Consider the following 19,928-nt stretch of genomic DNA (forward strand, 5'->3'; position numbering starts at 1 on the left):
CAGAATTACACTAAGGTCATCGCCATTTTGCGGCGCAGATAGGCAATCTGCTGCATATGGGGCAAATCCTTCGGACAATTGTCTTGGCAGCCGAGCAAGGTCATACAACCAAATACGCCGTCCTGATTACCAATCACATGGTAAAAATCTTCAGCCGTGCGCGCATCGCGACTATCGAGTTCAAAGCGGGCGATTTTCATCATCCCCACAGCGCCGACAAAGGTTTCACGCATTTGTTTAGTGGCACAGGCAGACACACAAACCCCACACTCGACGCAGCGCTCTAACTCATAGAGCCGCGCTGCTTCCTCCGGCGCCATCGGCTCCTCAAGGCGATGGATACTAATATCATTCGCTTTAGGGTGTAACCACAGCTTTAAACGCTCGGCGAGTTCGCGCATAAACTTACCCGTGTTAACCGATAAATCACCAATCAATTCAAAGCCCGGTAATGGCATCAGAGTGATTTCACCTTTGGGATATTTGGCGGTGAGCGTTCGGCATGCCAAAGTCGGGAAGCCGTTGATCACCATGGCGCAACTGCCGCAAATCCCCGCCCGACAGACAAAGTCAAACTGCAACGACGTATCTTGCTCTTCCCTTAGCTTATTGAGGGCGATGAATACCGTCATGCCCGGCGTTTCGGTGAGATGATAACGCACCATCTTCGGCTTATCGTTTGGCTCCTGCGGATCATAACGAAAAATATTAAAGGTTAGCTGGCGACCTTGGCTCATTATGATTTTTCTCCTAGCGCATTGGCGGATGGTCTTTGTAAGGTATCGCTTAAACGTTCATTTTTAGCTTGCAGGCTCTGCGGCAGTTCAAAGGGCATCAGCGCCGCCTGGCGTTGATAACGATCGGCATCGTCGCCCAGCCCTGCCAAAATCTCGGCAATTTGCTGCTCGCGTTTGGCGGTATCGGGGTGAGCAATGGCATTGTCGATACCGTAACCCCGATATCCCGGCGGCAGCTCCATCTTCATCACATCCAGCGGCTCGTAGCTTAAAACGGGGGCCAACGCCTCGGCATCGGGCCAACTGGCGAGAGTACGGTTAAGCCAATCTCTGTCATTACGCTGCGGATAATCTTCACGGGCGTGGGCACCACGGCTTTCGGTACGCGCCGCCGCGCCACAGGCCACTGTTAGCGCCACCTTCAGCATGCGCTTCACCCTTAGAGCTTCTACTAGCTCTGGGTTTGCGTGGCGTTTCTTGCACTTAATCCCGAGCTTGCGTGAGCGCTCAAGCAGGGCTTTTAGCTCAGTTACCGCTTTATCAAGCTCTGGGCCATTACGGAAAATCCCCACGTAGTCCATCATAATTCGCTGCATTTCGCGCTTAAGTTCGAAGGGGCTTTCGTGGCCTTCGCCATCGACTAAGGTGTCGATTTCAGTCTGTACCTGTTGCATAAACTTTTCGGCAAGCTGAGTGTCGATTTCAAGGCTATTATTTTCACAAAAATCAGCGACATATTTGCCAATAATCATGCCACCAACTACGGTTTCGGCGAGCGAGTTGCCGCCCAAGCGGTTAAAGCCATGCATATCCCAACAGGCCGCTTCACCCACGCTGAATAAGCCCTTAAGCTGCGGACTCTCGCCCGTTGCCTTAGTGCGGATCCCGCCCATGGAGTAATGCTGAGTCGGGCGCACGGGGATCCAATCCTTCGCTGGGTCGATCCCGAGGAAATTCTCGCAAATCTCCTGCACTTCACGCAGGTTGGTTTCGATATGTTTGCGCCCAAGCAAGGTGATATCGAGCCATAAATGTGGGCCATAGGGGCTATCGACGCCCTTACCTTTACGCATATGCTCGGTCATGCGGCGAGACACCACGTCCCGCGACGCCAACTCTTTCTTCTCAGGCTCATAGTCCGGCATAAAACGATAACCGTCTTTATCCCGCAGCAAGCCACCATCACCGCGGCAACCTTCTGTGGTTAAAATCCCCACGGGCACAATTGCCGTTGGGTGGAACTGTACCGCTTCCATGTTGCCAAGGGTCGCGACCCCCGTTTCGAGCGCCAGCGCCTGACCTATCCCCTCGCAGATAATCGCGTTGGTTGAGACTTCATAAATGCGGCCATAGCCACCGGTGGCGATAGTGGTCGATTTCGCGACATAGGCACGCAACTCGCCCGTGATTAAACAGCGGGCAATTACCCCGTGGCAACGTTGACCGTCGTGGATAATAGAGAGCGCTTCGACGCGTTCGTGGACAGGAATATCCATCGAAATCGCTTTGTTATCCATGGCATAGAGCAAGGAGTGACCGGTACCATCGGCGGTGTAGCAGGTGCGCCACTTTTTGGTACCCCCAAAGTCGCGGGCATTGATCAGACCGTGAGCCTCTTCGGCTTCCTGCAAGGTGACTTTTTGTGCGTTAACAATGACGTCCCTCGGGCCTGCGGTTACACGTGTCCAAGGCACGCCCCAGTTGGCTAATTCACGCACCGCCTTAGGCGCACAATGGGCAAACATTCTGGCGACTTCTTGATCGCAGCCCCAGTCCGATCCTTTCACCGTATCTTGAAAGTGCACGTCTTCATCATCGCCCATGCCTTTGACTGCATTACCAAGGCTTGCCTGCATTCCGCCCTGCGCCGCCGCAGAGTGAGAACGTTTAGCGGGGATAAGTGATAGCACTAAGGTATCTAACCCGCGCTCTTTAGAGGCAATGGCCACCCTCAGGCCAGCCAATCCGGCACCAACCACTAATGAATCGGTATAAATCAGTTTCACGCCTGCTCCTTAACGGGTACTGCTGTTATTGTTTTAGGACAACACTCTTTTGTTATATTCGCTAACTCGCGTGGGGTAAAAATGCCAATAAGGAGGCAATCCCTACAGTGACAAACGCGATACTCACAATGGTTTTAATCTTACGTAAACGGCTGCGACTATTGAGATCCCGCGCAGCGCCCCACTTCAGTGCTACGCGGTAAATTCCGATAGCAGCATGTAACTCAACCGTCAGCAATAGCGGCAGATACACCATCCACACGCCTTGGTTCCAAATCCGCTCTGCACTGCCCTGCGGGCCTATGGTTTCTGGCGCCGAGCCGATAAGCCACAGATGCACCGGCAGCAATAACAGGATCACCACACCCGTAATGGCCTGCCAACGCCAGAGGCGAGTATCACTGTGATTGATCACTTGCATCTGTTGTTTTAGCGCTCTTTGCTGGCGCAAACTCATGGGTAACTTTTGCAGTGCAACAATCACATGCACCAATGCAAGGGCGGCAATACCGACGGCAATACAAGTCACCACCCAGGGATAGCCATGGCCGTCACTGGAGAGAAAACTCAGCTCCATAGTGCGAGCCACCCAGTTCATGGCATCGCCACCCAATAAAATGGATGACACCAGCACTAAGTGGGTCCACAAAAACACCGCCAGAATGACACCCGACAAACTCTGGCTTAAATCCAGCCACGCACTCCATTTTTTTATACTTAGTTTGATTGCCATTGCTTTTGCCTCGCGCCGCAGGCTCCTGAGAGCCCTGCTTAATAAGTTGTCCTCGAAAATTAATATCGCTCACAAATCCATCAAAAAACCTGAGTTAGATCAACTAGGAGGCGAATAATTAATCGAATGCTTAAATATTAGCAGCGAAACAAAATCCTGCTGCGCCCAAATCCATCAGGGATAAACGCAGCAGAATTGGATTTCAATCAATGGGGCACGTAAGGCTGCACCGGCACACTTAGCTCACTACCGATAAACATATAGGAGACCAAGCTCGCACTACCTAGGCACAACAAATAGATAATCAATACTTTAGCAAGCTTACGTAAGCCGGAGCGCTGGGTCGTGATGCCCCATTTAACCGCCACTCGGTATAAACCAATCATGGCGTGGATGACGACTGCGGGCAGCAACAGGGCGTAGAGCAACCAAGCATTATCGTGATAGACGCGCTCGGCCGATAAATGTGGACCAATTTCAGGATTTAAGATCATGGTAAAGAGGTGGACAGGCACTAGGAAAAACAAAATAAAACCCGTGATTAATTGCCAAAACCAAGCATGGGTATCGCGATGTTTAATGCCACCTAAATGTGATCGCAACGCTCGCCACTGCCCAAGCTGCGCCGGAAACCGCCTAAGAGCAACGGCAGCATGTAGAATCACCACCAGCAGCATAAACACTGAGAAGAGTTTAGTGACAATCGGAAAGCCATGGCCCGTACTACTAAACATACCGCCTTCGAGCAACTGCACCACATGGTAAAAGGCCTCTTTACCCAGCAGAATGCTCGACTCGAAATGCATATGTAACAACAGAAAGCAGCCCAGCATAATACCAGTCGCGCTCTGTAATCTATCGGCCTTAGCCGACCAAGGGTGACCTATCCCCTGTGTTTTCACGCTAGTGTGAACGCGCGTTACGCTTGTCATCTTGCTTTTACCCTTTAATGGTTTGTTGACGCCTCTTTGCAAACTACACCATAGCAGCAACAAAAAACGCGGCTGAGTGTCACAGATTTAAAGCGTGAGGCAACTCACGGGATAAGCGTCAACTCTTAGAAGAGGATCACAAAAAAGTCGTAAAAACCAAACAAAGGTAAAACCAATTAACCATTATATTTCATGGCTTTATATTAAAAATCGAAACGAGCGGTTCGATTTTGCGTACAACCAAAAGCTGACAAGCTAACTCCTTGTCCATGCTGAAATAAACCTCGTTTACTACCCAAACCCCCCTAGATTGTTCGCACGAATCCCTCAATCCACCTCCTCACCATCACTCACGTTTAATTGCCATCGAATTCTGCAAATTAGCGCAGTTTGGGTATACAATAGCGCGATATTTTTTAAACCTAGCCACAGGATTTTACCCATGCCTTGGATCCAACTTCGCATTAACACTAACAGTGACGATGCTGAAACCATCAGCGACTTACTTATGGAAGAAGGCGCCGTTTCTATTACCTTTGAAGATGGTAAAGACACCCCGATTTTTGAGCCTAAACTGGGCGAAACCCCTCTGTGGCAAGATACCGTTGTGGTTGCCCTGTTCGAGGCTGACACAGATCTCGCACCGACTATCGAGATGCTAAAAACCCTACCGTTTTTAGACGAGCACTTCAGCCACAAAATCGAGCAAATTGAAGATAAAGACTGGGTTCGCGAGTGGATGGATAACTACCACCCAATCCAATTCGGTAAACGTCTATGGATTTGCCCAAGCTGGCGTGAAGTTCCCGATCCGAGCGCAGTGAACGTGATCTTAGATCCGGGCCTGGCCTTCGGCACAGGCACTCACCCAACGACAGCACTGTGTTTAGAGTGGTTAGATAGTTTAGATCTCAGCAACGAAGAAGTGATCGACTTTGGCTGCGGCTCAGGCATTCTCGCCGTGGCAGCGCTGAAACTGGGCGCAAAAAAGGTCACAGGTATCGATATCGACTATCAAGCCATCGAAGCCTCTAAAGCCAATGCCGAGCGAAATGATGTTGCCGACCAATTGGCACTTTATCTGCCAGAAGATCAACCCGCCGATCTTAAGGCCGATGTGTTAGTCGCCAATATTCTCGCAGGCCCACTGCGTGAACTTGCCCCCCTTATCGCCGAGCGCGTCAAATCTGGCGGTAAACTAGCCCTCTCTGGACTGCTTAAAGAGCAAGCGCAAGAAATCTCTGACTTCTATAGCCAATGGTTCGACATGGACGAAGCGGCTCACAAAGAAGATTGGAGCCGCTTGACAGGTAAGCGCAAATAACGCTAAAGGGTGGCGCAACATGCGCCACCACTGGCTTAGGCTTATTTTGTCGATGACTTCTCAAGGCTAAAAAGTCAAGAAAAAAAATTGCTCCTAGGTCATTTATTGACCTTTTCACGGCCAATAAAAAGGGCTACTATAGCGCCCCTTTGAAGAGCTAAGGTGAAACAGTAAATGCAGATTGGACCCTATCAACTGAAGAATCAGCTGATCGTGGCACCAATGGCAGGTGTCACCGATCAAGCTTTCCGTAATCTCTGTCTTCGTTATGGTGCAGCCTTAGCGGTGTCGGAGATGCTTTCATCGAATCCTGAAGTTTGGGACACAGATAAGAGCCGCCAGCGTATGACGCATTCCGGCGAGGAAGGTATTCGCTCAGTGCAAATTGCAGGTGCAGATCCAGAGTTAATGGCGCAGGCCGCCCAGTTCAACGTCGAACAAGGTGCCCACATCATTGATATCAACATGGGATGCCCGGCAAAAAAAGTGAATAAAAAGCTGGCAGGTTCTGCCCTAATGCAAAATCCACCCTTAGTGAAAGAAATTTTACAAGCCGTGGTCGCTGCAGTAGAGGTGCCTGTCACGTTAAAGATTCGCACAGGTTGGGAGCCTGAACACAGGAACGGTGTTCAAATCGCCCAGATTGCTGAGGATTGTGGTATCGCCTCGCTCGCCGTTCACGGCCGCACGAGACAATGCATGTACAGAGGCGACGCCGAGTACGACACGATCAAAGCAATTAAACAGAATGTCTCGATTCCTGTTGTCGCGAATGGGGATATCGACAGTCCGGAGAAAGCCCGCTTCGTGCTGGACTATACCGGTGTCGATGCTCTGATGATAGGACGGGGTGCTCAAGGACGGCCTTGGATTTTCAGAGAAATCCAGCACTACTTGGATACGGGTAATAAGCTAGCGCCCATTGAGGTGGCTGAACAGCGTCAAGTGATGCTGGAACACCTCACCAAACTTTATGATTTGTATGGTGAATATAAGGGTATCCGCTTCGCCAGAAAGCATATTGGATGGTACCTAGACCAAGAGGATCAGCGCCAGTTCCGGGCTGACTTTAATCAGCTGGAAACCGCTGCAGAACAGTATTCCCTGGTGGAATATTATTTTGATGAATTAGTACAGAATTAATAAAGAGCAGAATAGAATGTTTGATCAGACAACTAACACAGAAGTTCACCAGCTTACCGTTGGCAAAATCGAAACCGCAAACGGCACTATCAAGCCCCAGTTATTACGTGACGCTGTTAAGCGTGCCGTAACTAACTTCTTCGCACAGTTGGACGGTCAGGAAGCACAAGAAGTGTATGAAATGGTGCTAAGTGAAGTTGAAGCACCTCTGCTTGACATCATCATGCAACACACTCGCGGCAACCAAACCCGCGCAGCAAACATGCTAGGTATCAACCGTGGTACTCTGCGTAAAAAATTAAAGAAATACGGCATGAACTGATATTGAATCAGTAACATATTGTATTTAAAGAAAAAGCCAGTCATTGCGACTGGCTTTTTTGCTTCTAGTTACACACCGAGTTACACACACTCAAAAGTCATCGCCTCAAAGTGCATTAGAAAAACTCGCCTTAAAGCTTGGGGATTTGTTGGATAGGAATAGGAAAATTTGCTGCACCCTTTAGTGAGATGCAGCGCAAAATGAGGGGTCAGAACAAAGTTACAAATATGGTTGGACTTCTTGATAGTAGAATTTATTCAGATTCGGAAGAAAGGCTTTAACAATGCTGTTGTTCGGCCTACGGGGAAAATCAATACTTGAATTTAAACCTTTAACCCTAATCTCGACTGACTGCGCATCTGCTAGTTTTTTAAGCTGTTCTGGTGATATGCCAAACACACCATTATCAAATTCTTTGACGTAAACTTGTCTCTGGCCTGATGATACCGAGTAATCAATTACACCATCATCGGCAACCAACACTAATTTGTCATTGCCATTGTTTAACAGAAATGTGGCAGTGCTTCCCTTCCCAATATTCAACCATGACCCCCTAGCAGCTGTTGAAAGCTGTTCCATTGAGAATTTCACACCCAAAGCGATGATCTTATTTGCAGAGTCTTTTATCACGAATGGGTTTAATTCTGCTGGGTTAGACACGATACCTAAGTAATCAGCGTCAATAACTCCACCAGTCATAGATATTGTGGTGCGATTTTCAAACTGATCAACTTTTGTGGAAGTGTTGTATTTACTTGCAACCGAGGCAGCGCATCCACAAACAGTTAAGAACACGAATATCCCTACCAATAAATTTTTCATACTGTTTTCCCTAACATAATGATTATAAGGATTTTCATTATTAACTGATTAACGCGACCAATCAATAAATGTCAGGTTTTATCAGGTTTTTAGCCAAGATAGCCTCAGTTTCCTGTGGCAAATCCTTAGCTCAACCTTAGCTAAAACCTTACCTTAACCTTGCCCTGCTCCTTTTTATAGAAGGGAAATTAAATTTACCTTCACACGCCCTTTAAGGAGTAAAGAAACTCAAATGGGTCTCTTTTAGGGACTAAAGAAACTCGAATGAGGTATCCTTTTAGGGACTCCATAAATTCGAATTTCAGTCTCTGTAGCGCACATGCCTAATCTGACTAATTCATTGTAAAGCTAGGCTCTCTATGGGTTTCAGCAAGGAAGGAATCATGCCTAGTCAATCCTAATCTACCTAAATTGAAAACCTAGGATCATTAGGAAGGTAATAGCTTCCCCCCTACCTAGCTGTAACGCTTACCACACCTGTATTTGCTAGAAATTAGTAAGATTAGGATGGTTTTCCCCTATTGAATGACATAAACGTTATAAGGGCGACTAGTTTGGCCTATCGCTGATGTGACAATCAAAATTTTGTCCTTAGCCATCACCTTAAGAGTCTCAGCAATGGCATTACCAGCACCGCCACGCTTTTCCTTAAATACAGCTAATCCTTTACAGCCCTGTTTAATCTCGGTTTCCCTAAGTGGTCTATTTTTTTTGCTCATGTAATTTAGAATGGCATCATATTCCGCAGGCTTACCAATAAAGCCTTTAGTCGTAGCAATATGATACACCTGCTTATTGCTCCATCGTGCGAGCTTTACCGCCATAACAATGTATTGGTGGCCAATGATGCTGCCTACTGCCTTATCAGCCAAAAGCGCTTCCATCACATGCAACACGCTGGCGACTTTTAACACCCGTTGATCTAACTTACCCGCATAACTTCTCATTAAGTTTGAGTCAAAAGCTGAGCCGCCCCCCATGAGTTTTTCAACTTCATTTTTTTGTTGATTGATGTATTCCCAGCTTGAATGGGAAGCATGGAGGCAATCCAATTCTGTGAAATTTCTAAGCGGAACAACTAGCTCATCAATTTGCTTTTGAACGTCAATATCTTGGGCGGGATCACCCGTTAACACCAAATCAAGCGAATGGGCGATCCTCTCCCTATCGTAGCCATTGTTAACGATAACCTGCTCAATAATTTTCTTAATGGCGTTGGCATAATCATTTTGTAATTCAGGTGATCTTTTATGAGCATGTAAATGATCTCGCATACCCAGCATGTCTGGCTCAGTAAACAGAAAAAAACGCTCAGATATGCCCGTTCCGTTACTGCTCGATAGGATCTTGTCGATAGTGCCGTTTTGGCTAATCAAAGTAATAGCTCCGTGTACGTTTCCTACATATCCCTTCCGAGTAATGCGAGCCGATGAATGCCAGTCCCCAGAGTACCCCTCTAAAATAAGGCTGTTATTGTTATGACTGCTATTTTCCTTATAGCTCAGCCCTAACAATGAGTTGATTAGCGTTTGCTCTGTACTAGCTAACATAAATAACCCACCAGCGTTACTTAACGTGCTCTCCATCGCTTCGGGTGTGGTATCGGTTAGAAAGCCTGTAAATGGAATATGAGCTTCTCTAAAGCTTTTTAAGGCTTCAAATAGTGGCGCTTGCATCATTGAGACTAAGCCACTTTTGCCCGTACTAGGAGGCTGTTCACAGGCAACATAAAGGCCAACGGGTATCTTGCCTCCATGCTGATATTCTGTTCGATACAACATGGACACGGCGGCAGACACCACGCCTAACATGGTCATAATTGCGGTATCTCTTGGCATTTTGACAACCGCGCCAATATCTAGTGCCACATCGACCAATTTGCAGCCTTGCAGTATTTCGGTTAATTCACCCTTATCCAACTGGCTTAACGCTTCTTTTGGTTCGTTCATGTTACGCCCCTCTTTCGTTTGCAAAATCGCCCACATGAACGCTGCTCATAGTCGCGCTAAAACATTTACCGAGTCGATAAAATGTCAACTTTTGTCTACTACTTAAGAAATTGCTTATAAGACTTGTCCATGCCCATTTCCCAAGGTTTTGAACACAAGCACAGGGACTAACACTGTTAATATTTCTCATTTGGAGGTACCCTTAGTTTTGCTGGTGGTCATGCTTTGGCGAGACTGTCCACCAGCAAGTTCCGGAATGCCCTTAGCAATTAGCTAGGGGCGTTTTCTTTTATTGGCCTAATCGCATACAACTTGCGCCTAGAACCATCATTAGCGGGTCTGGATTCAAGTGTTAACCCAATCGCATTCAGCTTAGGCTCAACCTTTTGCCGGAATGACGGCACATAGGGTATGCGCCCAGCGGCCTCAATTACCTTCCTGTAATCCAATTCAGCGGTGGCAATTTCCCATAATCCGGCAAATTCTTTGGCTGTAAAGCGGCGCTTATGCTCAAGCAAACGCTGTTGGACGTAAGTCATGCGGTTATTCATAGATTGCCCTCCTGTTGCCATTCACCATTGACAAATAGCTCATGCAGATCTGCGCGAAATCGCACACAGCGGGGAGTAAGGCGAATGCCTGCGGGATAGCGTCCGTCACGCTCGGCCAGATAGAGCCAAGTGCGACTAACGCCTAATGAAGAACAAATCTCTTTTACTGTTAAAAACTTAACCATAGACGAATCTCCTATTTGTTTGTCTATGGTTCTGATTGTATGTCCAAGAAAAATAAGGCTTGGGAGAGATACGGGTATCTCACCTTACAAAAGGTTTATTCGTTTAGTTTTGATAACCAATTTTTTATTGTCTTAGGATCATGTTTCACATTTAGCTGTTGATTGACTATCTTAACCAACTCGTTATGAGAAGCATTGGGTGTATGAGAACGGCAATTGTCGTACTCGTTGAGATACCTTTTATGAAAATCTGACAATGCTGTTTTTTTTCTCTTTCCCTTCAACTGCTGAGCTTGCACATCTGTCATAGAGATTTGTTGCAGCGCTTTTAGAATTTCTAACTTACTCGCCAGTCCATCAAAACCTAGCTCATAAAAAATCAATTGTGCGCATTTGAGAATCTCTTCTGGGGAGTAATTTCCATTATTCTCGAACTGATTATGTATGGCTGCGGCAACCATTAGCGTTTCATGGTCAGTATTCGCATTAATACCCTCCCTACAAATCTCAGCAAGATTCGGCTCATCTCCATTATGCAAAACCGCATGAATGGAATACATTTTTTCTCGAAACTTTTCTGAATCCCAATAATCATTTGGATGACATACCAGTACTGGCAAACCAAATTCATCCCGCATTTGTTTAGTGCGATACTCCCTTATCTCTTTATTGGCTTCCAAACAATAAAGTCTCCACTCTTCATTTTCATCCATGACCGAAATTCCCAATTAAAACGTTACTATCTTTATTACTTGTTAATAGTTGCAAACGCTGAGTCCATAATTCCAACGCTTGGCGCTTCTCTGGAAGATATTGACTGCGGTTGTAGATGCCTGCCACTCCCTGAATTGAATGCCCTAATAAAGCCTCTACCACATGCGGTGCAACACCTAAATCATTCAGCCCTGTTGCCACTGTACGGCGCAAATCATGCAAGCTCCATTTTTGCTCATGCCCCAACTTTTTCCACACATTGCCACCCCAAGCCGATACTGCGGTTGCCTCTTTGAGTTCCCCCAGTAAATACCCGCCTTGATTAGCCTCACACAAGGCCACCAGCAACGGCTTGATACTGTCGGGTATTGGCCGCTTTATCTCGCCACTGTCGCCCCGCGCTTGGTCTTTATCTTTGGTTTTGTTGTGTTCTGCTGGCACCGTCCAAATAGCCGTGTCAAAGTTGAACTCGCTTGTTTTAGCTAAGCGCAATTCCTGCGTTCGGGCACCAAATACAATAAGCAATTGCAACAAATGCCTGTAATAAGGCTGCATTTTGCCTGCATCGATCCAACGCAATAGATCAATCAGACGTTGCCATGAATCATCTTCAACCAGCCGTTGCGACCGTTTAGCCTGTTGCTTTGCTCCAATATCATCCTGATCAATGTCAAACACCGATCTGTCGAACTCATGGCCTGATTTGGCACACCATTTAAGCGCTTGCTGTAAATTTCTTAGGACATAACCCGCCGCCACAGGGTACTTAGGGGAGCGTTTTTTAAATGCGGCTATCCAATGCGGTTTTTTGATTTCTGCCAATGGTAGGCTGCCAAGCTGTGGCACCAGCCAGCGTTCAAACTGTTGTTTATGCCTGACGGCATTTACGCGCTTGGCTGCGGCGTAATCATTGATCCAATTATCCAGTGCCTCGGCCACGGTTAGCGGTTTTACGGCTTCATTCAGTTCGAGTTCTAATTGAGTTTTAGGATCTTTCGCCTCGGCTATCCAACCTTTGCAGCGTTCTCGCTTTTCCCTAGCGCCTGCCAGTTTTAAATCTGGGTACTTACCAAACACGATGGTCTTTTGAGGTGTGTCTCGACCCCCCATACGGTAGCGGAAGATCCAAAGTACATTATTGCCTTTGCCATTCTTGGCAGGAGTCGCCCTGACAGCCAAACCGCCACTGTCACTCAGGCTGATAGGCTTGCTTAGTGATTTGTTTACAAGGCTATCAAGCACTGTATTGGTAATGTTCTTTTTCGCAGTCATATCGCTAACAGCCATTCCTGAGTTACACACCGAGTTACACACATATCAGAGTCTAACCCAAAACAAACTGAAACGACACATTACAACAAATCAAACTAATTTGTTGATATTAAATAAGTTACATTATCTAATGCGACTAAACTAAAACACCAAAAAACAACGAATGACATCCTACGGCATGAACTAATCCGCAAGGATTAAGCTGTTGTATTGAAAAGGCGAGTCAGCAATGACTCGCCTTTTTGCTTTCTTAGCGACAATTCCCCGCCACAGCAAAGTAATTGAATTGCGCTGACCTTAAGGCCACTTTGCTACTCCCCTAGAGATATTTCACAGCATGAAATGTGATATGCCCGACTAATTTAGTCAGGATTTGTTGCGCGAATATAAAGCTGCAAATATTATGCATGTAAAATTATTCTCGCTTTGGAGTGTTGCTATGTTATCTGCCCATCTCTCATCCGAAAACCCAGTTGAAGCACTGTCAGCCTCAATCACCCCATGGCTTGAACGCAAAGTGGGGGAATTGGTCGCAGAAGATTTTCGCCGCGCCCACGTGTTTAGCCAATTTGGTATCGATTTCTGCTGCGGGGGTGGTCGAGCACTCGCCAATGCCTGCGAGCGAGCAGAGGCCAATCCTGAGCAAGTCGTCGCCGCATTGGAGGCCGTTTCCCACTCGGGAGCCAAAGAAGATGAACTCAATCAATTGCCACTCGACCAGTTGATCGATTATATCGAGCGCACCCACCATCAATACGTTCGCGCTAAGGCGCCATTATTGCTCGAATATTCAGAGAAAATGGTACGCGCCCATGGTGAGCATTATGCGGAAATTATTCCCTTCGCTGGCTGGGTGCGCGCCTTAATTGAAGACTTAATGCCGCATTTGATGAAGGAAGAAAATATCCTCTTCCCCGCGATCCGCGCCATGAGCCAAGGTGAACAAGTGCAAGGTTGTTTTGGGCACATAGGCAACCCCATCAATGCGATGCAATACGAGCACGAAGAAGCTGGGCAAATTTTGCAAAAGCTACACGAGTTAACCAATGATTTTACGCCGCCGGAATACGCCTGCACCACATGGCGCGTTTGTTACGCGACTCTGGTCGAATTTGAGGCAGACTTGCACCGACACATCCATTTAGAGAACAACATTCTCTTCCCTAAGGCGCTACAACTCGCCTAGTACAGACTGCTGATTCACAACAAAGGCCAGCACAACTGCTGGCCTTTGTTATTTTGGCGTGTTACAAAAAGTGGTGTGCTACGCAAGGAGCCGCCGCCATGACATACCCAACATTCGCACTCGATGATATTGGTTCACTGCATGAGTCCGCCCAAGTGGAGTTCAAACTCGCGCGGGGCCGCGATGGTCAAGGTCAGCTCCCCGAAGATATTTGGGCGACCTATAGCTCCTTCGCTAACACCTTAGGTGGCGAGATTATCCTCGGGGTACGTGAAGAACATGGTCATTTCACCATTGAAGGCATTCCGAATCCCCTGCCCGTGTTGCAGGAGTTTTGGGAAATCCTCGATGATCCAAGCCGCACCAGCCATAATATCCTAGCGATTTCTGATGTGCAGCTAATTGAAATTATGAATAAAAAGCTGATAAGGATTCGCGTGCCACTCGCGCCAGAACACCTAAAGCCCGTGTTTATCGGCACAGATCCTTATGCGGGGACTTATTTTCGCGTGGGGGATGCCGACATGCACGCCAGCCGAAGACAAGTCACGCAAATGCTGCGCCGCGCCCATCATTGCACTAAGCAACTCAAGGCGCGTTAAGCCATTAAGCCATTAAAAGCCAGCGAGTAAATATCCACCCATAGCGGCAATCGCTACGCCCGATACCCGCATTAAGCTGCGCTGGCCCGTCACGCGCTGCATGCCTAATCCTAACATGACCCCACCAAGATGAATGACCGCAGTGCCAAACAAGAAACCGAAGGCATAGAGTATGGGACTGGCGAGTTCGGGCATTTCCATCCCATGGGCATGGCCGTGGAAAATCGCAAACACGCCCACAAAGGCCATGGCAAACAACAGCGGAAGTTGGCGGTCAAAAGCTATCGCTAGCCCAAGCAATAAGACAGATAGCGCAATGCCAATTTCGACAAAGGGCACCGGAATCGCATACAGGCCTAAAATGCCACCGACCAACATAAAACACACAAAGGCTAAAGGCACAGTCCAAATGGCGCGGCCGCCCAATTGAGTACTGAGCATGCCCACACTCAACATGGCAAGGAGATGGTCAAAGCCTAAAACGGGATGGTTAAAGCCCGCCATAAAACCACCACCGGAGTGGATTTCGTGCGCCGACGCAGGGGCAATAAACGATAGACTCAAGAGGAGCAACAGACTTAAACGCACCATAGCAGTTCCTTGACAGTGATGGCGTAACAACCGAGTGAAAGATATCGAACACTCTACGGCAAAGCCGTAAAGCAATCTTTGATCCTTATCACCTTAAGCTATCGCTTAATTCAGCGGATAACTTAGCTCAACTTTCCTAGACCAAATTAAGGCAGCAAGATCTCCAGCAGAGCATCGAGGGTCGCAATTTCCATATGGGGTAACAGTGCAGCAATCGGCAGCGACGCCACGCGGCCAAAACTCGGGTTCAGCCAGACCGACTGACACCCCGCTAAGCGCGCACCGCGAACATCGGCATTCATACTATCGCCCACGTGCAGCAGTTCGTCTAAACCGATATCTAACCTTTCGCAGGCCTGTGAAAACATATCTTTAGCTGGTTTCATCCGCACACCACTGCCAGGATGAAGCACAAATTCGAACACCTCACTCAAGCCAATGCGCTGTGCGTCCACATTACCATTGGTGATACCAATCAACCGAAAATGGGCCGATAAGCGCGTGAGCAGCGCCAAGACTTCGTCTGAAACCTGAAAATGGCTGCGATGGAAATAGAAACAATCCAAACCTTCCTGTGCGCCCCGTTTTGCCTCCGACTCGCTATAACCGAGCAGCGAAAGGCCTTTATGCAGAGTCGCAATTCGCGCCGCCGAGGTGTCATGGGCTAGGGCGGGATTTTGCTGTAGCAACTGTAGCTTGAGCAGTCGCCATTGCTGCGGTTGCCAAGCCTGAGTCAGCGGAAAAGCCTGATGCAAAAACTGTGTTAGCTCAGCTTCGGCATTCAGAATATGAGGCTCGTTATCGTATAAGGTATCGTCGAGATCGAAGCTGATCGCACGAATATTCTGGGGTCTAAGATAACAACGCATTATTTATCCTGTTGTTTTTTCGCTCTAGGATGGGCGTTATCATACACCTTAGCTAAGTGTTGGAAATCTAAACTGGTATAAATTTGCGTGGTCGACAGGTTTTCGTGACCCAATAATTCCTGAACCGCCCGCAAATCGGCACTGGATTCCAGCATGTGCGTCGCAAAGGAATGGCGTAACTTATGGGGATGCACCCGCATAGAAAGCGCCTGCTCCTGACCCCATTTACTCATGCGCGCCTGAATACTGCGATGGGACAAACGCTTGCCCTTCTCCGTGACAAACAATGCATTATCTTCACAGGAAATTTGTTTGCGGCACTTGAGCCAAGCATTGATGGCCTCTATGGCGTAACGCCCAACGGGGACGATGCGCTCTTTGTTGCCTTTGCCCAAAACGCGCACTTCATGCTGGTCGTATTGCACGTTGGATAAGTCCAGCGCCGCCAGTTCAGCCAAGCGCAATCCACTGGAATAGAACAGCTCCATAATGGCTTTATCACGCAAGGTCAGCGGATCATTGCCCTCAATCGCAAGCAGATGCGAGATAGAATCGACGTCGATATTCTTCGGTAACGGTTTGGCTTGTTTGGGCGCGCTCAGCCCCTTGGCAGGATTAAGTTCAATCACGCCTGAGCGCAATAAAAACTCTCCCCACTGTTTGATGGCCGACAACCACAATGATAGCGAGCGCGGGCTCAAGCCCTTGCGATGCAGCTTAGCAAGCACCTGTTGCCAATGCTCACGACTCACATTGAGCAGATCGACGCCCTCTGGCAGTAACTCGCTTCCCCGCTGCAACTCGTACATATAATTGCGAACCGTGTGCGCCGATAACTGGCGCTCAGACTGCATATAGGTTTCAAACTGCTGCAAATAGGACTGACACTGCGGGGTCATCTCCATCTCCTCATCATTACGCAATTGAGGCAAGGCGAACCATGTACCTTAAAGCTTGGCCAGCATATGTGCGAGTAATCGGCGCAATTGTTCGAGCAACATATTGTCCATATCGGGATGGAAATGCGCCGCATCTTGGCTAGCAACGGCAAAAATCATCGGGATCTCATCGGCTAACTTCACTAACGCGACAGAGCCCACTTCGCTACCAAACAGGCGTTTCGCTTCCTGCTGGGTTAACCGGCCAAAGTAGTAATCCTTGCGCAGACGCTGAGCCCAAATCGCTTGCATCTCCACATCGGCATCTAACACGCTGATCAGGCGCACATGGGTAAAATTAAACTGCGTCTTTAAACTATCGGCCAGCACTTCTTTGAGGGCTTCTAAATTAACGCAATTGAGTAACTTAAAAGACAGCTCGGTATTAAAGAGGAATATCTTTTCATTGCGCGCTGCCATCGCCAGCAGACTGGTGATTTCTTCTTCGAGTTGCCCAACCCGTTGGCGCAGTAACTCTTGACGACGCTCGACTAAGGAAATCGCGCCGCGCTCCGAATGGGGTAAACGCATCGCAAGTAACAGCTCGGGATAACGATTAAAAAAGTCTGGGTTATCGAGTAGGTACTCGCGAATAATCAACTCATCGAAGGGAAGATCGGTCTGCGGCATCAAAGGCTCGGTCATAACTGAATTTGTCCATCGTAAACGTGCTGCGCCGGCCCCGTCATCCACAGGGGTTTGCCTTCGCCTTCCCAATTGATGGTTAAGGTGCCACCCGGCAAGTCGACACGTACCTGTTGATCGAGTTTGCCTTGGATTTGTCCTACGACCACAGCGGCACAAGCCCCAGTACCACAGGCTAAGGTTTCGGCCGCACCGCGTTCATAAACTCTAAGCTTGATATGGCCCGAGTTCACTACCTGCATAAAGCCGACGTTTACCCGGCGCGGAAAGCGTTCATGTTTAGTGAGCAGTGCACCAATCTCGGCGACATTAGCGTTAGCAACATCTTCCACATCGAGCACGCAATGGGGGTTGCCCATGGACGCCGCGCCACATAAAAACGTTTGCTGCGACGTTTGCAGCAGATAGGTTTTTTCGGCCTTCTTGGCTTTGAAAGGAATTTGGCTAGGGTCGAGCACTGGCACGCCCATATTCACAGTGACAGTGCCGTCACGTTCGAGGCGTAGAGTCATCTTACCCGCAGAGGTACTTACACGAATTTTATTCTTATTCGTCAGCCCTTTATTACGAACAAAGCGCGCAAAACAACGGGCGCCATTGCCACAGTTTTCGACCTCACCACCGTCGGCATTAAAGATACGATAGTGAAAATCCAAATCGGGATCATAGGGCGGCTCAACCAGTAAAAGTTGATCGAAACCGACACCAAAGTTACGGTCGGCTAAACGGCGGATCTGCTCAGGCGAAAAGAACACGTTCTGCGTGACACCATCGACCACCATAAAATCGTTGCCCAGTCCGTGCATCTTAGTGAATTGGATCAAGATACTTATCCTTTAAGCCTAGGCGCCGCCATTAACTAGCCAAGCGCCTGAATCAATATAATTTTCTAGTTTACGGCAGGAGTTGCTCACCTTGCCAGAGTTGCGCTAATTTTTCTCGCTCACGCACCAGATAAGCCTTGTCACCATCGACCATCACCTCGGCCGCACGGGGACGAGTGTTATAGTTGGAAGCCATGGCAAAACCGTAAGCGCCGCTCGAGCGCACAACCAGTAAATCCCCCTCCGCAATCGCGAGTTGTCTGTCTTTACCTAAAAAGTCACCGGTTTCACACACTGGCCCTACGATATCAAATACTTGCGCTTGTTCATCCCTTGGATTTACCGGAATGATATTTTGCCAAGCGCTATAGAGTGCAGGACGAATTAAGTCGTTCATCGCGCCGTCGACAATCGCAAAACGTTTATCGCTGTTTTCTTTAAGGTACAGCACCTGAGTGACGAAAATCCCCGCGTTAGCGGCAATGGCGCGACCCGGCTCGAAAATTAACTTGAGCTTGCGATCGCCTAAACGTGCGAGCAGTGCGGCGGCGTAAACATCAGGATGCGGCGGAGTTTCATCATCATAGGTCACCCCTAAACCACCACCCACATCGAAGTGTTCAATCACAATGCCTTGCTCGGACAAACGGTCAATAAGGGCTAACATTCTGTCCATCGCATCGAGGAAAGGTTGGATCTCAGTCAGTTGTGAACCAATGTGGCAATCGACCCCTTTTACCTGCAAATGTGGCAGCGCATGGGCACGGGCAAATACGACTTCGGCCTCATCCATGGCGATACCAAATTTGTTCTCTTTAAGGCCAGTTGAAATATAAGGATGCGTACCAGCATCGACATCGGGATTCACCCGCAGTGACACGGGGGCAACTTTACCTAAGCGGCCTGCAACCTGATTTAACTGCTCAAGCTCGGCGCTCGATTCGACGTTAAAGCAATAAATACCGAGGTTAAGTGCCTGTTCCATTTCGGCAACGGTTTTACCCACGCCCGAAAATACCACTTTGGCAGGGTCGCCACCGGCTTCAATCACCCGCGCTAACTCACCGCCCGAGACAATATCAAAACCACTGCCTAAACGAGCCAAGACGTTTAGCACGGCTAAGTTCGAGTTGGCTTTCACCGCATAACACACTAAATGTGGATGGTCGGCCACCGCATTGTTAAACGCATGCCAGTGACGTTCGAGCGTCGCACGGGAATAGATATACAGTGGCGTGCCATACTGCTGGGCTAAATCATTGACCCGACAGCCTTCGGCGTACAGGGTATTGTCTTGGTAGAGAAAGTGATCCAATGTCCGATTCCTTACTGCGCTTTGTTGTAATTATGCTGATTATTATTGTGTTTTTTCAGTTTCAGCTTGAGGCTCCGCCGGGTCGGCAGGGGTCGCTTCACTCTTCGGCGCCTTAATTTCTGTAGGCTGACTCACCTCTGCGGGAGAGGATTTATACAGGGGGCCTTTTTGACCGCATGCTGTAATGAATAGGCTACCAAGCAATAACAATAAAAACAGTCTCATTTTTCTCAACATCTGTGCATCTGGTGACTAATAGCCTTATAAT

The 19,928-nt window shown here is 48.2% G+C and carries 22 protein-coding genes; 5 read left to right on the forward strand and 17 right to left on the reverse strand.

The genetic code is table 11. The features are described 5' to 3' along the window. Nucleotides 1–5: 5 nt before the first annotated feature. The 4 genes from CF168_RS18795 to CF168_RS18810 all read right to left on the reverse strand — a co-directional run bounded on the left by CF168_RS18795 (nt 6) and on the right by CF168_RS18810 (nt 4,408). A complete protein-coding gene (locus CF168_RS18795; RefSeq protein WP_086903871.1) occupies nt 6–737 on the reverse strand; it encodes a fumarate reductase iron-sulfur subunit in 732 nt (243 codons plus the stop codon). Beyond that, the gene (locus tag CF168_RS18800) at nt 737–2,743 is read right to left on the reverse strand and encodes a fumarate reductase flavoprotein subunit (RefSeq protein ID WP_089068636.1); all 2,007 of its coding nucleotides are present in this window, start codon (nt 2,741–2,743) and stop codon (nt 737–739) included. The genes CF168_RS18795 and CF168_RS18800 overlap by 1 nt, the downstream gene beginning before the upstream one ends. Before the next feature lie 61 nt (nt 2,744–2,804). Next, nucleotides 2,805–3,476, reverse strand: coding sequence for a fumarate reductase cytochrome b subunit (locus tag CF168_RS18805; protein ID WP_011621208.1), 672 nt, complete (start codon nt 3,474–3,476; stop codon nt 2,805–2,807). 206 nt (nt 3,477–3,682) lie between these two features. Then, nucleotides 3,683–4,408: a fumarate reductase cytochrome b subunit gene (locus CF168_RS18810; protein ID WP_089068637.1), complete on the reverse strand. Its 726-nt coding sequence runs from the start codon at nt 4,406–4,408 to the stop codon at nt 3,683–3,685. Nucleotides 4,409–4,850: 442 nt separating this feature from the next. Between CF168_RS18810 and prmA the strand changes: the two genes are divergently transcribed. The 3 genes from prmA to fis all read left to right on the forward strand — a co-directional run bounded on the left by prmA (nt 4,851) and on the right by fis (nt 7,197). Then, nucleotides 4,851–5,732 (forward strand): 50S ribosomal protein L11 methyltransferase, encoded by an 882-nt coding sequence (gene prmA / locus CF168_RS18815; protein ID WP_089068638.1) that lies wholly within the window; start codon nt 4,851–4,853, stop codon nt 5,730–5,732. Nucleotides 5,733–5,906: 174 nt separating this feature from the next. Continuing rightward, complete coding sequence (gene dusB, locus CF168_RS18820) at nt 5,907–6,875, forward strand: tRNA dihydrouridine synthase DusB (RefSeq protein WP_011621205.1); 969 nt, start codon at nt 5,907–5,909, stop codon at nt 6,873–6,875. A 16-nt stretch (nt 6,876–6,891) separates the two neighbouring features. Then, nucleotides 6,892–7,197 (forward strand): DNA-binding transcriptional regulator Fis, encoded by a 306-nt coding sequence (fis, locus tag CF168_RS18825; RefSeq protein ID WP_006083371.1) that lies wholly within the window; start codon nt 6,892–6,894, stop codon nt 7,195–7,197. Between the two features lie 219 nt (nt 7,198–7,416). Here fis and CF168_RS18830 read toward each other — a convergent pair whose 3' ends face one another. From CF168_RS18830 to CF168_RS18855, 6 genes are all read right to left on the reverse strand, one after another. Then, on the reverse strand, nt 7,417–8,019 hold the full coding sequence (locus CF168_RS18830; protein ID WP_089068639.1) for a hypothetical protein: 603 nt from the start codon (nt 8,017–8,019) through the stop codon (nt 7,417–7,419). A 518-nt stretch (nt 8,020–8,537) separates the two neighbouring features. Beyond that, the gene (locus CF168_RS18835) at nt 8,538–9,968 is read right to left on the reverse strand and encodes a DUF3987 domain-containing protein (protein ID WP_167373671.1); all 1,431 of its coding nucleotides are present in this window, start codon (nt 9,966–9,968) and stop codon (nt 8,538–8,540) included. 269 nt (nt 9,969–10,237) lie between these two features. Further along, entirely contained in the window at nt 10,238–10,519 is a 282-nt protein-coding gene (locus tag CF168_RS18840) for a hypothetical protein (RefSeq protein WP_089068641.1), read from the reverse strand. After that, a complete protein-coding gene (locus tag CF168_RS18845) occupies nt 10,516–10,704 on the reverse strand; it encodes a helix-turn-helix transcriptional regulator (RefSeq protein ID WP_089068642.1) in 189 nt (62 codons plus the stop codon). The genes CF168_RS18840 and CF168_RS18845 overlap by 4 nt, the downstream gene beginning before the upstream one ends. A 95-nt stretch (nt 10,705–10,799) precedes the next feature. After that, nucleotides 10,800–11,417: a hypothetical protein gene (locus tag CF168_RS18850; protein WP_089068643.1), complete on the reverse strand. Its 618-nt coding sequence runs from the start codon at nt 11,415–11,417 to the stop codon at nt 10,800–10,802. After that, the gene (locus CF168_RS18855; protein ID WP_089068644.1) at nt 11,410–12,690 is read right to left on the reverse strand and encodes a tyrosine-type recombinase/integrase; all 1,281 of its coding nucleotides are present in this window, start codon (nt 12,688–12,690) and stop codon (nt 11,410–11,412) included. Before CF168_RS18855 ends, CF168_RS18850 begins: the two co-directional genes overlap by 8 nt. Before the next feature lie 439 nt (nt 12,691–13,129). Here CF168_RS18855 and ric point away from each other — a divergent pair, with 439 nt between their 5' ends. Beyond that, nucleotides 13,130–13,876: an iron-sulfur cluster repair di-iron protein gene (gene ric / locus CF168_RS18860; RefSeq protein WP_089068645.1), complete on the forward strand. Its 747-nt coding sequence runs from the start codon at nt 13,130–13,132 to the stop codon at nt 13,874–13,876. 98 nt (nt 13,877–13,974) lie between these two features. After that, nucleotides 13,975–14,478: an AlbA family DNA-binding domain-containing protein gene (locus CF168_RS18865; protein WP_011621203.1), complete on the forward strand. Its 504-nt coding sequence runs from the start codon at nt 13,975–13,977 to the stop codon at nt 14,476–14,478. A 12-nt stretch (nt 14,479–14,490) separates the two neighbouring features. Here CF168_RS18865 and CF168_RS18870 read toward each other — a convergent pair whose 3' ends face one another. From CF168_RS18870 to lptM, 7 genes are all read right to left on the reverse strand, one after another. After that, a complete protein-coding gene (locus CF168_RS18870) occupies nt 14,491–15,069 on the reverse strand; it encodes a HupE/UreJ family protein (protein ID WP_011621202.1) in 579 nt (192 codons plus the stop codon). A gap of 146 nt (nt 15,070–15,215) precedes the next feature. Further along, on the reverse strand, nt 15,216–15,938 hold the full coding sequence (locus CF168_RS18875) for an HAD-IA family hydrolase (RefSeq protein WP_011621201.1): 723 nt from the start codon (nt 15,936–15,938) through the stop codon (nt 15,216–15,218). Then, complete coding sequence (xerC, locus tag CF168_RS18880) at nt 15,938–16,837, reverse strand: tyrosine recombinase XerC (protein ID WP_089068646.1); 900 nt, start codon at nt 16,835–16,837, stop codon at nt 15,938–15,940. The genes CF168_RS18875 and xerC overlap by 1 nt, the downstream gene beginning before the upstream one ends. 48 nt (nt 16,838–16,885) lie before the next feature. Then, nucleotides 16,886–17,521, reverse strand: a complete 636-nt coding sequence (locus CF168_RS18885) for a DUF484 family protein (protein WP_011627404.1) — start codon at nt 17,519–17,521, stop codon at nt 16,886–16,888. Continuing rightward, entirely contained in the window at nt 17,518–18,345 is an 828-nt protein-coding gene (gene dapF, locus CF168_RS18890; RefSeq protein ID WP_089068647.1) for a diaminopimelate epimerase, read from the reverse strand. The genes CF168_RS18885 and dapF overlap by 4 nt, the downstream gene beginning before the upstream one ends. Nucleotides 18,346–18,415: 70 nt before the next feature. Next, nucleotides 18,416–19,660: a diaminopimelate decarboxylase gene (gene lysA, locus CF168_RS18895; protein ID WP_089068648.1), complete on the reverse strand. Its 1,245-nt coding sequence runs from the start codon at nt 19,658–19,660 to the stop codon at nt 18,416–18,418. A 42-nt stretch (nt 19,661–19,702) separates the two neighbouring features. Continuing rightward, on the reverse strand, nt 19,703–19,897 hold the full coding sequence (lptM, locus tag CF168_RS18900) for an LPS translocon maturation chaperone LptM (RefSeq protein WP_011627406.1): 195 nt from the start codon (nt 19,895–19,897) through the stop codon (nt 19,703–19,705). Nucleotides 19,898–19,928: the final 31 nt, after the last annotated feature.

The organism is Shewanella bicestrii (genome assembly GCF_002216875.1).
Lineage (GTDB): Bacteria > Pseudomonadota > Gammaproteobacteria > Enterobacterales > Shewanellaceae > Shewanella > Shewanella seohaensis.

Coding starts and splice junctions, on each gene's coding strand:
- ric (WP_089068645.1), top strand. CDS start 13,130: ATGTTATCTGCCCATCTCTCATCCGAAAACCCAGTTGAAGCACTGTCA.
- lptM (WP_011627406.1), bottom strand. CDS start 19,897: ATGTTGAGAAAAATGAGACTGTTTTTATTGTTATTGCTTGGTAGCCTA.
- CF168_RS18835 (WP_167373671.1), bottom strand. CDS start 9,968: ATGAACGAACCAAAAGAAGCGTTAAGCCAGTTGGATAAGGGTGAATTA.
- CF168_RS18830 (WP_089068639.1), bottom strand. CDS start 8,019: ATGAAAAATTTATTGGTAGGGATATTCGTGTTCTTAACTGTTTGTGGA.
- CF168_RS18840 (WP_089068641.1), bottom strand. CDS start 10,519: ATGAATAACCGCATGACTTACGTCCAACAGCGTTTGCTTGAGCATAAG.
- CF168_RS18810 (WP_089068637.1), bottom strand. CDS start 4,408: ATGACAAGCGTAACGCGCGTTCACACTAGCGTGAAAACACAGGGGATA.
- prmA (WP_089068638.1), top strand. CDS start 4,851: ATGCCTTGGATCCAACTTCGCATTAACACTAACAGTGACGATGCTGAA.
- dusB (WP_011621205.1), top strand. CDS start 5,907: ATGCAGATTGGACCCTATCAACTGAAGAATCAGCTGATCGTGGCACCA.
- CF168_RS18855 (WP_089068644.1), bottom strand. CDS start 12,690: ATGACTGCGAAAAAGAACATTACCAATACAGTGCTTGATAGCCTTGTA.
- CF168_RS18870 (WP_011621202.1), bottom strand. CDS start 15,069: ATGGTGCGTTTAAGTCTGTTGCTCCTCTTGAGTCTATCGTTTATTGCC.
- fis (WP_006083371.1), top strand. CDS start 6,892: ATGTTTGATCAGACAACTAACACAGAAGTTCACCAGCTTACCGTTGGC.
- CF168_RS18795 (WP_086903871.1), bottom strand. CDS start 737: ATGAGCCAAGGTCGCCAGCTAACCTTTAATATTTTTCGTTATGATCCG.
- CF168_RS18865 (WP_011621203.1), top strand. CDS start 13,975: ATGACATACCCAACATTCGCACTCGATGATATTGGTTCACTGCATGAG.
- CF168_RS18805 (WP_011621208.1), bottom strand. CDS start 3,476: ATGGCAATCAAACTAAGTATAAAAAAATGGAGTGCGTGGCTGGATTTA.
- CF168_RS18885 (WP_011627404.1), bottom strand. CDS start 17,521: ATGACCGAGCCTTTGATGCCGCAGACCGATCTTCCCTTCGATGAGTTG.
- CF168_RS18845 (WP_089068642.1), bottom strand. CDS start 10,704: ATGGTTAAGTTTTTAACAGTAAAAGAGATTTGTTCTTCATTAGGCGTT.
- xerC (WP_089068646.1), bottom strand. CDS start 16,837: ATGACCCCGCAGTGTCAGTCCTATTTGCAGCAGTTTGAAACCTATATG.
- CF168_RS18850 (WP_089068643.1), bottom strand. CDS start 11,417: ATGGATGAAAATGAAGAGTGGAGACTTTATTGTTTGGAAGCCAATAAA.
- CF168_RS18875 (WP_011621201.1), bottom strand. CDS start 15,938: ATGCGTTGTTATCTTAGACCCCAGAATATTCGTGCGATCAGCTTCGAT.